We start from the raw sequence: 13,624 nt of genomic DNA, 5'->3' as shown, positions 1-13,624 counted from the left end.
GCGTGGGTTGCGACTGCCCGCCCCGCGCCATTCCTCCGACGCCCGCTGCGGCCGGACCTTGATCATGCCCACGGCTGGGATGACCGCGGTACGACCGGGATGCGGACGAAACTGGGGCCCGGAGCGAGATCACGTCGAATCGCGCACCACGAGTTCGTTCGGCATGATCACCGGCGTCGCGGGGCCACCGTCGATCAGGCCGAGGAGCAGGTGGACGGCGGCGGTCGCCTGGTCGGCCATCGGGCTGCGTACCGAGGTCAGGGCGGGGCTGGTGTAGGCGGCGGCTTCTATGTCGTCGAAGCCGATGACCGCCACGTCGTCGGGGACACGTCGGCCCGCTCGGTGAAGGGTGCGCAGGGCTCCGATCGCCATCAGGTCGTTGGCCGCGAACACCGCGTCGAGGTCGGGGTCGTCCTCCAGGAGTTGCCGCATGGCTTCGGCGCCGGAGGTTCTGGTGAAGTCGCCCAGGGCCACGATGGAGCGCCTGCCGGTGTCGCGCAGGGTCCGGCGGTAGCCGTCGAGACGTTCGCGCGCTTCGTACAGTTCGAGCGGCCCGGTGATGGTGGCGATCCGGCGCCGTCCGCGCTCCAGGAGGTGACGTACAGCCAGTGCCGCTCCGCCGGTGTTGTCCAGCGCCACGTACGGCACGTCCTGGGCGGAGGTGCGGTTGAAGGACACGACGGGCAGGCCCTGCCGCGCCAGTGCGGCCGGCAGCGGATCCGTACCGTGCAGGGCGACCAGGAGCACACCGTCCACGTGCCCGCCGGCGATGTACTGCACCACCCTGGTCCGGCTCTGGTCCGACTCCGCGAGCATGAGCACGAGCCGTTTGCCCGCTTTCTCGAGCTCTCTGCTGACGGCCCGTACCACGGCGGAGAAGAGGGGGTCGTCGGAGACGACTCCCTGGGGCGGGTCGGAGACCACGACGGCGATGGTGTCCGTGCGGCGGGTGACGAGATTGCGTGCCGCCCCGTTGGGCACGTAGCCCAGTTCGTGGACAGCGCGCATGACGACGTCCCGGATCTGCGGGGCGACCGTCGTCTCGCCGTTGATGACACGGGAGACGCTCGACTTGGAGACGCCCGCGCGGGCGGCGACCACTTCGAGAGTGGGGCGTCTCATGCGGGTCCGTCCCCCGTGCCGCCGCCCGGAGCCCTGTGCGGGGCGGGTCTTCTCATCGGGGCGACCTCCGGCTCTGCGTCGTGGCGATGTGAGCAGCGTATCCGCAGGCAGGAGCGGCGAGGGCAGGATTCGGGCGCCTCCCGCTCGCCGACGGCCCGGGTACGACCGTGCGACGGTCGGCTTCTGAGGGACCGTTCCCTCAGGCTCTTCCGGCCGTGAGGGTGCCGTTTTTTCGAGGTGAGAGAGATATTGACAGCCTTGGCATGCCCCTCCATCCTCCCTTCCAGGGAGCGCTCCCCGGAATCTCCCTCGCCCCCACTTGAGGAGTCGCCCGTGCACACCCTGCTGCGTCGCTTCGCCTTACTGCTGGCCCTCGTGGCCTCGACTCTCGCTCTCACCGCTCTCCCCGCCCCCTCCGCCCAGGCGGCGGAGGTCCTGCTCTCGCAGGGGAAGTCCGCTACCGCTTCGAGTACCGAAGGCCCCTTCGGCCCGCAGAGCGCCGTCGACGGCGACCCCGGGACGCGCTGGTCCAGCGCCTTCGCGGACCCGCAGTGGATTCAGATCGACCTCGGCGCCAGTGCCGGGATCAGCCGGGTCGTCCTCAACTGGGAGGCCGCCTACGGCACGGCGTTCAGGATCGAGGTGTCGAGCGACGCGGCGAACTGGACCGTCCTCCACCAGACGGCCGCGGGCACGGGCGGCGTCCAGAACCTGGCCGTCTCGGGCACCGGCCGCTATGTGCGCATGTACGGGACGCAGCGCGCCACGCAGTACGGCTTCTCCCTGTGGGAGTTCCAGGTCTACGGGACCGCCGGTACGGGCAACCCCGGCGGCGACGCGGGCCGGCTCCTCTCCTACGGCAGGCCGGGCGCCGCTTCTTCCTCCCAGGCAGACTCGAACTGCTGGGAGTGCACGCCGGCCAGGGCTTTCGACCGGGACCCGGCCTCCCGCTGGGCCACGAGCCCCACCACCGGATGGACCGATCCCGGCTGGATCTCCGTCGACCTCGGCGCGACGGCACAGATCGACAAGGTGGTCCTGCAATGGGATCCCGCCTACGCCAAGTCCTTCCAGATCCAGGTGTCCTCGAACGGAGTCGACTGGACGCCGGTCTACTCGACGACGTCCGGCACCGGCTTCAAGCAGACGCTCGCCGTCTCGGGCACCGGCCGTTGGGTGCGCATGTACGGGACGCAGCGCGCCACCCCGTACGGCTACTCGCTGTGGGAGTTCCAGGTGTACGGCACGGGCGGCGCTCCGATTCAGGCCCCGCCGCTGCCGAGCGACCCCGCGAACCCGCCGCGGCTCGTGTGGAGCGACGAATTCGACGGCGCGGCGGGCGGCAAGCCCGACGCGTCGAAGTGGAGGGCCGATCCGGGTGTCGGGCCCAACAACGAGCTGGAGTACTACACCGATCACCGCAACGCCGCACTGGACGGGGGTGGGCACCTGGTGATGGAGGCACGCAAGGAGACCACCGCCGGGTCGTCGTGCCCGACCGACCCGCTGAGCGGCAGCACCACCTGTCAGTACACCTCGGCACGGATGAACACCGGCGCGACCTTCCAGTTCACCTACGGGCGCGTCGAAGCGCGCATCAAGGTTCCCAAGGGCAACGGCCTGTGGCCCGCGTTCTGGATGATGGGCGCCGACTTCCTGACGGGCCGCCCGTGGCCGTACAACGGCGAGGTCGACATCATGGAAATCCTCGGCAAGGACGTGAAGACCGCGTACTCGACCGTCCACGCGCCCGCGTACAACGGCGGAGGCGGCATCGGCGCGCCGTACACACTGCCCGGGAACGCCGACTTCTCCGACGACTACCACACCTGGGCCGCCGACTGGAACAGCAGAGGCATGACCTTCAGCCTCGACGGCCGGACCGTCTTCACCCTCGACAAGGACCAGGTGGAGCAGACACGCGGGCCGTGGATCTTCGACCACCCGCACTACATGATCCTCAACCTGGCGGTCGGAGGCGACTGGCCGGGCCCGACGGACGCCGGAACCCCGTTCCCCTCCAAGATGCTCGTCGACTACGTGCGGGTCTACCAGTAGCCCTGCACTGCAGCACTCCCGTGTGCACGGTGATTCCGGGCCGCTCCGCCCGTTGCGCGGAGCGGCCCGGGCCACCTCGATCGCGCCGGGGCACGGGCCGTCGTACGGCTCCGTCCCTCGACGTCGCCGTGCTCCGGCACGAAGCAGGTCTTCTCCCCTCGGTCTTCACCCCTCGGTCTTCACCCCAGGTCTTCATCCCAGGCCTGCACCCCGGGTCTTCTCCCCTCGGTCTTCACCCCCCAGCCCGTGAGGAAGTGACATGCGCAGATCTCCCGTTCCTCTGTACACACTGTTGGTGAGCGCTCTGGTGGTCGTGCTGACCGCCGCGTTGAGTCTGACCGTCTCGGCCCCCCAGGCGCAGGCCGCGACGGTCACGGTCCAGGCCGAGTCCTACGCGGCCCAGTCGGGCGTCGCCCTGGAGGCGACCGCGGACACCGGCGGCGGGCAGAACGCCGCCTACCTCGCCGACGGCGACTGGATGCGCTTTGACAACGTCGACCTCGGCGGAGCCGGCCGGCTGACGGTCTCGGCCCGGGCCGCCTCCGCCGTCGGCTCGGGCACGGTGGAGCTCCGTACCGCCGCGCCGACCGGACCGCTGCTCGCCGTCATCACGGTGTCCCCGACCGGCGGTTGGCAGAGCTGGTCGACCCTGACCACCGAGGTCGCCACTCATCCCACCGGCACGCAGACGGTGTTCGCCGTGCTGCGCTCCACGACACCCGGCGACTTCGTCAACATCAACTGGTTCTCCTTCGCCGGTGAGGGAGACGGCACGGCAGCCGGATGGGTCCCCGTCGACCAGGCCAAGTGGAACGCGCAGCTGGCGCAGTTCCGCGCGATGACACCGGCTGCGGTGCCCGCGACCAATGTCCGGGTACCGGAGTTCAACGCCACCTGCACCTACAGCCACTCCAAGCCGGACGACCCCATCGTCCTGCCGGGACTGCCCGGTGCGTCCCACATGCACAGCTTCTTCGGCAACAGGAGCACCGACGCGTTCTCCACGTCCGAGTCGCTGTCGGCCAGCACGCCGACCAGTTGCACCCCTGCCGTCGACCTCTCGGCGTACTGGATCCCCACCCTCTACGAGGGCGACACGGCCGTCGAACCCGAAGGCATGATCGTCTACTACGGTTCCCGGCTCACCGACCCCGCGGCGACCGTCCCCTTCCCGCAGGGATTCCGCATGATCGCGGGCAGCGCGAAGACGCAGACACCCACCCCGGCGGGATCACCCGGCCAGTTCTGGTGCGCCGGCCAGGGCGGTGAGACCGGGCGCAGCGCCGACGGCAACTGGCCGGTGTGCGCGCCCACCGCGCACCTCACCCACCAACTGGTCTTCCCCGACTGCTGGGACGGCAAGAACCTCGACAGCCCCGACCACAAGTCGCACGTGGCGTTCACGTACGACGGCAAGTGCAGCGGCGCCTACCCCGTCGCCATCCCCAACCTCTCCTTCGTCACCAGTTACCCGACCAGCGGCAGCGCCGCGGGCTTCCGGCTGGCTTCGGGCATGGCGTCGTCCATCCACGGCGACTTCTTCAACGCCTGGGACAACGCCGCTCTCGGCCACCGTGTGAAGGACTGCATCAACCAGAGGGCCAAGTGCAATTCCGCCGGCACGTTCTGACCCTGTGGTCGGCATGCGTCGTGGCCTTGGCGCTGCCCGCTGTCGGCTGCACCGCGCAGCCGACAGCGGGGGCGTCGGCACCGGCCTTCAACGCCACCGACACCGCGTGGATCCTCCTGATGATCCCCATGGCCGAGCGTGCGCGGCTCCTGACCGATCTGGCGCCCTCCCGCACGGCGGACCCGGCCCTGGCCGCCCTGGCGGCGGACACCGGCGCGACACTCAGAGCGGACCTGCGCCGCTTGCGCGCGGTGCTGCGGCTCTCGGGCGTCCCCGACACCCATCCGCACGAAGGGCACGACATGCCGGGCATGGTCAGCCTCGACACCCTCCAGAAGGCGGCCGACGCGAACGGCCAGGCGTTCGACCGGATGCTCACCGACGCGCTGCGCGCCCACTTCGCGCAGTCCGGGCTGCTCTGCACCGGCGAGCGAGCCCAGGGCCGGGCGGACCGGGCGAAGGACCTGGCCGCGGCCCTCGCGAAGAGCGCGGCCGAGGGGGCCTCCCGGCTGAGGGCTGTCCCGTAGTTCCCGGCGGCGTCCGCCCGCTCAGTCGGCGGCGAGCAGGTGGGCGGTGCCGATCCGGGACAGCCCCCGGATCGGCACCGTCAGAGCGGCCACCACCAGGGCGGTCGCCGCGAGCGTGGCCAGCAGTGCGGCGCCGGAGACCGTGAGCAGGTGTCCGTGCAGCACGCCCCGGCCGAGGGTCAGCACCCCGGCCAGACCGGCCACCGCACCGGACAGGCAGCCCAGCAGGGCCAGTCCGATTCCCTCGTACAGGGTCAGCTTCGCCAGCTCCCGGTCGGTCCAGCCGGTCGCCCGCAGCACCGCGAGATCGGCCGCGCGCTCGTGCTGCGAGATGACCAGGACGTCGATGGCGCCGGCGGCGCCCAGCAGCAGGGACAGGGCGACGCTGAGATAGTCGGCCCCGCGGGCCTGCGCCACCACGGCACTGCCGAGCAACGACCCGGCGACCTCGCCCCGGAAGGCGAGCGTCAGGGCGAGCAGCACCGTGAAGGCGGCCACTCCCAGCGCCAGTCCTGCCGCACCCAGCAGCGTGCGGCCCCGCACGCGCAGCAGGTTGAGCATGGCCAGTCCGGCCACCGAACGCACCGGGCGCGCGCGGCGGGCCGCCGTCACGGGGGGCCGGACGGCTTCCATCGGTCCCAGCCGGGTGGCGAGCCAGGCGGGGATCAGGCCCGCCGCCGTGGCCAGCAGAAGCGCCACCGGGAGTACGAGGAGCGACTTGGCGCCGGCTCCGGGCTGTCCCAGCACCCGGCCCAGCACGTACGCGAGCACCGCGCCCGCGGCTCCGGCGGCCAGCCCGATCACCGCCAGTTCGCCGAGGATCAGGCGGAGCACCTCGCCGCCGCTCCAGCCGAGGCAGCGCAGCGTGCCGATCTCGGTGCGGCGTGAGCGTACCGAGGCCAGTGCCGCCTGGCCGAGGAAGAGTGCGCACACGACGAGGACCAGTACGAAGAGCACCGCGCTCTTGGTGTCCACCGCCCTGAGGATGCGCAGGGCCACGCCTTTGGCGACCCAACGCTCCGTCACCTGCGCCGAGTTACCCAGCGCCACCGTCTGCGGAGCGGGCGAGCTGCCGACGGTGACATCGACCTGGAGCAGGGGGTAGGCGGTCCGGATCTTCCCGGCCACCGCGTTCACCCGCGCCCGGGAGGCGGTGTCGACGCCGGTCACTCCGGCCACCCGGATCCTGATCGCGCTGACCGGCGCCTTGTCCTGGAGGCTGGGGACCCGCCGGCTCCTGGTGAGCGCGGTGATGGAGTCCATCGTCGTCAGCATGGTGGGCGGCGGGCTGACGTAGCCGCCCAGGTTGCGGTCGGGCTGCAGCGGTTTGTCGTGGAGCTTCGCCCGGGTCGCGCTGTCCGCACCGGTGACCTGTGGCGTCTGGTACGTCTCCAGCGGGGTGTCGGACAGGGGCGAGAAGCCGGGCAGCCGAGCGGTGTCGTAGCGGCCGACCAGTTGGACGAACGGGTTGGGCAGACGTCCGGAATCCACACCGTCGCAGGTGCCCAGTCCGATGCAGTCCGTGGAGGCGTGGCTGGTCACCTTCCGGTACTGGGTGCCCTGGTGGTTCTCCTCGGGGACGTTGCGGAACGGCTGCTGGTTCGAGTTGGTGATCCACAGGCCGGGGTCCTGCGCCGGCTGCGGCTGCGCGGCCAGGCCGCCGTCGGAGGTCCGGCGGTAGGCGACCGGGCCGACCGTCCAGTAGACCCCGGTGTCGAACGAATCCTCGCCCAGTGCCTTCCGGTAGCCCTTGCTCAGATCGACCCGGGTCGTGCCCACCGTGGTGCCGCGCAGGCTCCGTACGAAGGTGTCCGCAGTCGGGTTGCCCAGTTTCGAGGGCAGCTCGGCCGGGTCGCCGATGTCGAGCCGCTCCACGGTGGCGTCGAGTGCGCCGGTGGTCAGCGGGGTGTCGCTGAGCAGCGCCGGGACGTAGATGTCGCGCTGTCCGTGGACGCTCTTGGCGCCCGACACCTTCCACGGCTTGTCCCGCTCGGTGAGCATCCGGCCCGAGGCGATGGTGGAGCCCAGGCTCACCAGCCGGTCCTCGGCCACCGGGTCGATGGCGGACAGCAGCACGGGGTAACTGACCGGGACGTCGATGGTGGCCTTGTCCTGGCCGGACTGGCAGTTCATCCGCGAACTCAGGTCCGGGTCGAACGGCGACCTGTCACTGAGGTCCTCGGCGATGATGTTCGGCTTCAACGGCAGGTCCAGGCCGAACTTCTTCTTCTCGGTCTTGTCCCAGTTGAAGTAGAAGCAGACGTCGTACTTCCCCTTGATCCGGTACTGCTGGGTGTCCTTGTCGACCGCGCCCGTCTCCAGGGTGTCGGACTCGAAGAGGTCGTCCGACTCCGAGGCCGACGTCAGGGGGGAGCGGGTGAGGTAGACGTACTCGTCCGAGGTGCGGTAACTCCCCAGCCCGGAGGTGAGCGTGGGGCGGATGCGCAGGATCTGCCGGGACGCCGTGCCGTCGAGGAAGCGGGACACGTCCACCGTGACGGTGCTCGCCACCATGAGGTAACCGATGTTGGCGACCGGCGCGGCCACGTCGACCCCGGCCATGTCCCGGACGTGCCGGTACTGGTCCATGGTGATGCCGCCGAACGTGCCGGACAGGAAGTTCGGCGCGACCAGTCCGCGCTGCCGCTCCACGTCCGTCTGCGAGTCGGGCGGGCGGACCAGGACGTCGTACGCGGACCGCGCGTTCTCCCGTACGGTGCCCACGGTGGCCGCCTGGCTCGTGCTCACCGTCGCGGTCAGCAGGGTGAAACTGGTCGCCGCCACCAGGATTCCGGCGGCCAGGGCCAGCGCGCGCCCGCGCCTCCGACGGAGCTGATCGAGGATCATCGAGATCACGGGCGCAGGCCCCCCAGCCGGTTCAGCACGTCGGCGGAGGGCGTGACCCGCTGGTCGGAGACGATCCTGCCGTCCTGCAGCCGCACCACCCGGTCGCCGTTGGCGGCGACCTCCGCGTCGTGCGTGGCGATCAGCATCGTCATCCCGTACCGCTCGCGCAGCGACATCAGCAGGTCGATGATCTCCCGCCCGATGACGCTGTCCAGGTTGCCCGTGGGCTCGTCGGCCAGGAGCAGTCCCGGCCGGTTGACCAACGCGCGTGCGAGGGCCACGCGTTGCTGCTGACCGCCCGACAACTGCGAGGGCAGGGCATCGGCCCGCCGGTCGAGGCCGACGGCTTCGAGCAGCTCCATGCCGCGCGTACGCCGGTCGAAGTCCACCCTGCGCGGCAGGACGGGGGCGAGTACGTTGTCCAGCGCGGTCAGCGCGGGCAGCAGGTGGAAGCGCTGGAAGACGAAGCCGATACGCCGCCGGTGACGGTCCAGGTCCCGGGACACCAGTTCCACGCCGTCGATCTCGACGTGTCCCTCGTCGGGCCGGTCCATGCCGCCCGTCACATGCAGGACGGTGGACTTGCCGGCGCCGGACGGCCCGGTCAGCATCACCACCTCGCCGGCCGCGACCTCCAGGTCCACCTCGTCCAGAGCGGTCAGCCCGGGATACCGACGACTCACCCCGCGTAACGCCACGCTCATAGCCATTGATGCCGCCTCGCCCTCGTGCATCGCGGCAGGTGCCTCGCCGCCCCTGCATTGCGCCAATTCAGGGGTATGTTGTCACAATGTAGAAGGGACGTATATGCCGCTCCACCACGCCGTGCTCGCGCTGCTGACCCGGCGACCGAACCACGGGTACGAACTCAAGGCCCGCTTCGAGGAGGCCATCGGCCCGCAGTGGGGTGGCCTGAACATCGGTCACCTCTACCAGATCCTCGAACGGCTGGTCCGCGACGGCTATGTGTCACGCTCGCAGGTCACGCAGACCGACCGGCCCGACAAGAACCTCTACACGCTCACCGAGGCGGGCGAGGCCGAGCTGCGCTCGTGGGCGACCACCGCCTGGGTGCGCGTCGGCGGCTTCCGCGACGAACTGTTCCTGAAGCTCTTCGGCGCCTCCGCCCTGGGCCCGCAGGCCCTGACCGCGCTGATCGAGTCGCAGCGGCAGACGTACCTGTCCGAGCTCGCGGGCCTGGCGCGGCAGCGCCGCGCCCACGCCGACGAGCCGCTGGTCGCCGTCCTGATCGACGCCGCCATCGCGCACACCAAGGCCGACCTCGGCCTGCTGGACAGCGCCGCACAGCACCTGGGCCCGCTCGCGTCCACGGCACCGAGCGCGCAGACGCCGGAGCGCTCACCCTCGCAGGTGCGGGGGGACACCGGCGAGGCCGGGGGGCGGGGCGGGACGAGGGGGGAGCGCGCCGAGTCCGCCTAGAGCGTCCGCCAGTAGGTCCAGTGGATGAATCAGTCGACTCGGCTTCGGTGTGCGTTGAACCCGGACGCGCCTCAGGTCGTACTTCGCTGGTCCCGGTCGGGTCCGTCCGTGGGCCGATTGACGCGGTCCGGGGTCTGCGGTCGATCATTTGTTGCGTCGGTTGGTTGGGCGCGGATACGGAAGGGAGGCAGGCTGCACATGTGGGGCAAGTGGATTGGCTGCGAGGTTCCGGTGGCCGCGCGGGGAGAGTTCTCTGCAGCCCAGGGCGCCTGGTCGACGATCAGTGACCAGCCAGGACTGGTCGGACAGGTGGGCGGCTGGGATACGGCCACCGGCCGTGCTCATCTGCTGGGGCTGTGGACCGACGCGGAGGCCTACCGGTGCTTCATGACCGAGCGGCACGATGCTGTGGCCGCCGGCAACCGGCAAGCCACTGGCTACACCGGGATCGACGTCGCCACCGGTGAGGTCATCCTCGAGATGGCGGGGGACGCAGCCGGCCTGTCCCACGCTCTCGAACGCGCCGCTCTCCTACGGGTCGCCGACTGCCACCTGGTGCCAGGGCGGAAGGAACGCTTTCTCCAAGTCCAGCGCGAAGTGTGGGGGCCGGGCATGGCAGCGGCCGGCGGCATGCTCGCCGGGGTCGTCACCCGACTCGAGACAGACCGCTACCTGGTCACGACCCTGTGGTCCGGCTCCACTGTCCACCAGCGATATACCACCCAGCATCTGCCGGCCCTGCGCTCTCGTGCCACACCCGAGAGCGACATCCAGTCGATGACCGGCCATGTGCTGTCCCTCGAAGCGTCCTGGCGTGTCCTGCCCGATCGGCAACCCTCCGAGAACGGCAGGCTCACCTCTGCTCCACAGCTGCCGTAGCTGGACAGGCACGGTTCACTCGATCATGGAGTTCTTCACGCTTCATGATCATCAGGAGATCCGTGCCTGTCGTCCCATCAAGCATTATCGACCCGATCCGCGACCAGTTCCTTGCCCTGCTGCCCCCGCGCGACGACCGGCATCCGCTGGGCTGCCACAACCCGCGGTTCAGCGACGCCACCGTCTTCGACCGACTCGTGCAAGTCCTGGTCTCCGGCTGCGGCTACGAACGGGCCGCAGCCGAGCACTGCTCGGCCACCACCCTGCGCCGTCGGCGCGACGAGTGGACTCCTGGATGAACAATTTCGGCAAGCTCCGCCGCTGCACCGAACGACGCAGGGAGGCAACCGAGTTCTTCCTCGCCCTGGCCGCCACCGTCATCACTCACATCTGTCCGTCTCCATAGGCTCGTTGTTCCGAAACGCCGTCTCCAGGGCGTGACGCAAGCCGAGGCGCCGGCCTTGCTGGTAGGCCCGCGCGTATTCGAGGTCGCCAAGCTGCCTACGCGCATCCCGGAGGCAATGGTCGCGGTGGGCGTTCAAGCGGGCGAAACCGAAGAGCCGGGGAGCACCGGACGGGTGCCATGCCCGGTTCACTGCTCCCAGCACGACCGCTGCCCCATGTGCGTCACCGCGAGAGGAGAGGATCCAGGCCAGGGTTTCGCCGAGCGTTGCCTCTCCGAGGTGCTCGTCGATCTTTCTGATGTGCCGGAGTGCCTGGCGGAGGAAGCGCATGGCGATCTCGGGGTGTCCTGCCTCGCAGTGGTCGACGGCCAAGGCCCATAACAGGTAGCACCGGTGCCACGTGTCTCCTCGCGCCTCGGACATCCTGAGCGCCTGTTCGAGGAGGGCGGTGGAGCGGGGGCGCTCGCCCTGTATGGCGGCGGCGAAGCCGAGCTGGGCGACACACTGAGCGCGGGTCAGCAGTACGGCGGATCCGGGCCCGGTGTCCAGGGAGGCCTGCGCGTACACGGCAGCGGACTCCATGTCGCCGGTGACCAGCGCGACCAGGCCGCGTAGTTGGAGAAAGGCCGCGAGGAGATCGGATTCCGCGTCCGTGCCCGTCAGTGCCTGCTCGCCCCGGGCGATCATCTCAGTGGTGCCGCCGTGGTCCCCGTGGATGAGCAGGAGGAAGCCTGCCACCCAGGCGGCGCGACACCATGTGCTTGTGGATTCGGGTGAGGGGGGCACGGGGTGCCGTTCGAGGATTCTCCGCATCCAGCCGGCCGTTTCGCCCACCCTGGCCGAGGTCAGACCGTGCAGCCAGAAGCCCAGCGACGCCCGCAGCTCGATCTCCGCGGACTCACCGTCCAGTGGCGACGCGGCGACGATGTGACGCAGATTGGAGTGCTCGGCGCGCAGTCGGCGCAGCCATTCGGCCTCTGCCGACGTGCCGTAGGCGCTGCCTGCCCGAGCGGCGAGACGCAGGTACCACGCGCGATGGCGCATCAGAATCCGCTGCGCCTGGTCGCTCTCCGCCAGGCGCTCCTGACCATAGGCGCGAACGGTTTCGAGCATGTGCAGCCGGGTCCGGTTGCCGGTGTCGACAGCTGTGAGGAGGGACTTGTCCACGAGGCCCGCAATGGCCTCGAAAGCGGCCTCGGTGACGGTGGCTTCCGCGCCGTCACCGAGGCCGTCACCGTCCTCGAAGTCGTCGGTGCGCGAGCAGAGTTGCTCGGCGTCGGACAGCAGTACGCCGCCGGAGGACAGTGACAGTTGCTTCCAGGCGTGCGCCTCGGCCTCGGTGCACAGCTCCCAGCTCCAGTCGAAGAGCGCTCGCAACGCTTGGTGCCGAGGGTGTGCGGTGCGGTCGGCACCGCCGGGGCCCAGGAGACGGAACCGGTGGTCCAATCGTTCCAGTAGTTCTTCGAGCGTCAGCGTGCGCAGCCGTCGTGCCGCGATCTCCAGGGCCAGGGGCAGGCCGTCCAGTCGTTGGCACACACGATCGACGGAGTACCGGTTTGCCTCGGTGACCCGGAAGTCGGGAGACGCGGCCGTGGCACGGTCGACGAAGAGAGTCACGGCGGGGGAGACGGCGGTGTCCTCACCATCCGGGGCAGGCCACCCGGGACGGGTTCCGTTCGCGATGCCGGTAAGGCCCAAGGGCCTTACCCGCAGCACATGCTCGGCGCCGACATCGAGAGGCTGCCGACTGGTGGCCAGGACGTGCAGGTCCGGCAGGAGCGCGAGCAAGTCGTCCACGGTTCGCGCGCATCCGTCCAGGAGGTGTTCGCAGTTGTCGATGAGGAGGAGAACTCTTCGGCCCTGCAGAACCCTGGCGAGGGCGTGCAGAGGGTCCTCTCCGGCTGCCACCTGCACTCCCACGGCCGCCGCGACCGCCGCGGCGATCGCGGCGCCGTTGCTGAGGTCGGCCAGCTCCGCGCGGTACGTGCCGTCGGGGAACCGCTCACCTGCCTCACGGACGATACGCCGGGCCAGCCGGGTCTTTCCCACACCCCCGGTTCCGACCAGACTGACCAGCCTGCATCGCTCCAGTAACTGTTGACCGAGGGCGAGTTCGGCTTCCCGGCCGACGAAGCTGGTGCCTTCCGCAGGGCCGCGGTCCTGCGGTGCGGCGCGGTTGTCCTTCCGCTGTCGCCCGTTTCCGTGGACCTTGCGCCGTACATCCTCCCAACGCGCCTCCCACTCACGCGGCTCCCCACCACAGGCGCGGACATAGGCGCGGAGTACCTCCCGGGTGGGGAGCCGTTGGCCGGCGGCGGCCTGGGAAAGGGTGCTGGAGGAGAAGCAGGACGCGAGGGCCATGTCCGCGTAGGTGAGTCCGGCCCGCAGACGCATCGCACGCAGCTCCAGGGCGAAGCATTCCAGCGGACCTCGCGGATCGAGCGGCTGCTCGCGACGACCCGGTCTGCCTGCCAACTTCGTACCTCCACGGACATGTCGTATTGATTCGATGATTATGAACCCTGCCGCTATATGGCGGACAAATCTCTTGAGCGCCGATGCTCGTTGTCGATCGCCCGCCGACGGCGGGACGGAAGGCAGAGCTGTGATCCACGAGTGCCGCTTTTCATGGGTGCCGTTCACGGGACGCGCTCTCGCCGTCGGCGCATCCGGTCGTGCCGTCGTGCGAGCAGGTGCAGGCCTGTTGCCTCCGGACA

General features: G+C 70.1%; 9 protein-coding genes and 1 pseudogene. 6 read left to right on the top strand and 4 right to left on the bottom strand.

Going from position 1 to position 13,624, the window contains the following annotated elements; genetic code table 11:
• Window positions 1-129: 129 nt before the first annotated feature.
• Window positions 130-1,122 (bottom strand): LacI family DNA-binding transcriptional regulator, encoded by a 993-nt coding sequence (locus tag ACWCWD_RS15640; protein ID WP_450773259.1) that lies wholly within the window; start codon window positions 1,120-1,122, stop codon window positions 130-132.
• A 333-nt stretch (window positions 1,123-1,455) separates the two neighbouring features.
• Between ACWCWD_RS15640 and ACWCWD_RS15635 the strand changes: the two genes are divergently transcribed.
• The 3 genes from ACWCWD_RS15635 to ACWCWD_RS15625 all read left to right on the top strand — a co-directional run bounded on the left by ACWCWD_RS15635 (window position 1,456) and on the right by ACWCWD_RS15625 (window position 5,337).
• Window positions 1,456-3,180 carry a discoidin domain-containing protein gene (locus ACWCWD_RS15635; RefSeq protein ID WP_450773257.1) on the top strand — a complete coding sequence of 575 codons (1,725 nt, stop codon included), beginning with the start codon at window positions 1,456-1,458 and terminating at the stop codon, window positions 3,178-3,180.
• Between the two features lie 295 nt (window positions 3,181-3,475).
• Window positions 3,476-4,810: a DUF1996 domain-containing protein gene (locus ACWCWD_RS15630; protein ID WP_450773255.1), complete on the top strand. Its 1,335-nt coding sequence runs from the start codon at window positions 3,476-3,478 to the stop codon at window positions 4,808-4,810.
• A 26-nt stretch (window positions 4,811-4,836) separates the two neighbouring features.
• Window positions 4,837-5,337, top strand: a complete 501-nt coding sequence (locus tag ACWCWD_RS15625) for a DUF305 domain-containing protein (protein WP_450773254.1) — start codon at window positions 4,837-4,839, stop codon at window positions 5,335-5,337.
• Between the two features lie 21 nt (window positions 5,338-5,358).
• Here the strand turns inward: ACWCWD_RS15625 and ACWCWD_RS15620 are convergent, their stop codons facing one another.
• Window positions 5,359-8,184, bottom strand: coding sequence for an FtsX-like permease family protein (locus tag ACWCWD_RS15620; protein ID WP_450773407.1), 2,826 nt, complete (start codon window positions 8,182-8,184; stop codon window positions 5,359-5,361).
• Between the two features lie 5 nt (window positions 8,185-8,189).
• Entirely contained in the window at window positions 8,190-8,867 is a 678-nt protein-coding gene (locus tag ACWCWD_RS15615) for an ABC transporter ATP-binding protein (protein ID WP_450773252.1), read from the bottom strand.
• A gap of 124 nt (window positions 8,868-8,991) precedes the next feature.
• Between ACWCWD_RS15615 and ACWCWD_RS15610 the strand changes: the two genes are divergently transcribed.
• The 3 genes and pseudogenes from ACWCWD_RS15610 to ACWCWD_RS15600 form a co-directional block, all read left to right on the top strand.
• Complete coding sequence (locus ACWCWD_RS15610; RefSeq protein ID WP_450773250.1) at window positions 8,992-9,624, top strand: PadR family transcriptional regulator; 633 nt, start codon at window positions 8,992-8,994, stop codon at window positions 9,622-9,624.
• A 198-nt stretch (window positions 9,625-9,822) separates the two neighbouring features.
• The gene (locus ACWCWD_RS15605; RefSeq protein WP_450773249.1) at window positions 9,823-10,503 is read left to right on the top strand and encodes a DUF4937 domain-containing protein; all 681 of its coding nucleotides are present in this window, start codon (window positions 9,823-9,825) and stop codon (window positions 10,501-10,503) included.
• A 62-nt stretch (window positions 10,504-10,565) separates the two neighbouring features.
• A pseudogene (locus ACWCWD_RS15600) lies at window positions 10,566-10,790 on the top strand (IS5/IS1182 family transposase); the annotation flags it as partial.
• Window positions 10,791-10,883: 93 nt separating this feature from the next.
• Here the strand turns inward: ACWCWD_RS15600 and ACWCWD_RS15595 are convergent.
• Window positions 10,884-13,550, bottom strand: a complete 2,667-nt coding sequence (locus tag ACWCWD_RS15595; protein ID WP_450773247.1) for an ATP-binding protein — start codon at window positions 13,548-13,550, stop codon at window positions 10,884-10,886.
• Window positions 13,551-13,624: the final 74 nt, after the last annotated feature.

The sequence above is a fragment of the Streptomyces sp. NPDC001493 genome (assembly GCF_053597235.1).
Note: the sequence above shows the minus strand (reverse complement) of the source record. Positions and strands in the feature narration are given on the sequence as shown.

What these genes read in the sequence shown, in the direction of transcription:
- ACWCWD_RS15640 (WP_450773259.1), bottom strand. Translation starts at nt 1,122, where the DNA reads ATGAGACGCCCCACTCTCGAAGTGGTCGCCGCCCGCGCGGGCGTCTCC.
- ACWCWD_RS15620 (WP_450773407.1), bottom strand. Translation starts at nt 8,184, where the DNA reads ATGATCCTCGATCAGCTCCGTCGGAGGCGCGGGCGCGCGCTGGCCCTG.
- ACWCWD_RS15610 (WP_450773250.1), top strand. Translation starts at nt 8,992, where the DNA reads ATGCCGCTCCACCACGCCGTGCTCGCGCTGCTGACCCGGCGACCGAAC.
- ACWCWD_RS15605 (WP_450773249.1), top strand. Translation starts at nt 9,823, where the DNA reads ATGTGGGGCAAGTGGATTGGCTGCGAGGTTCCGGTGGCCGCGCGGGGA.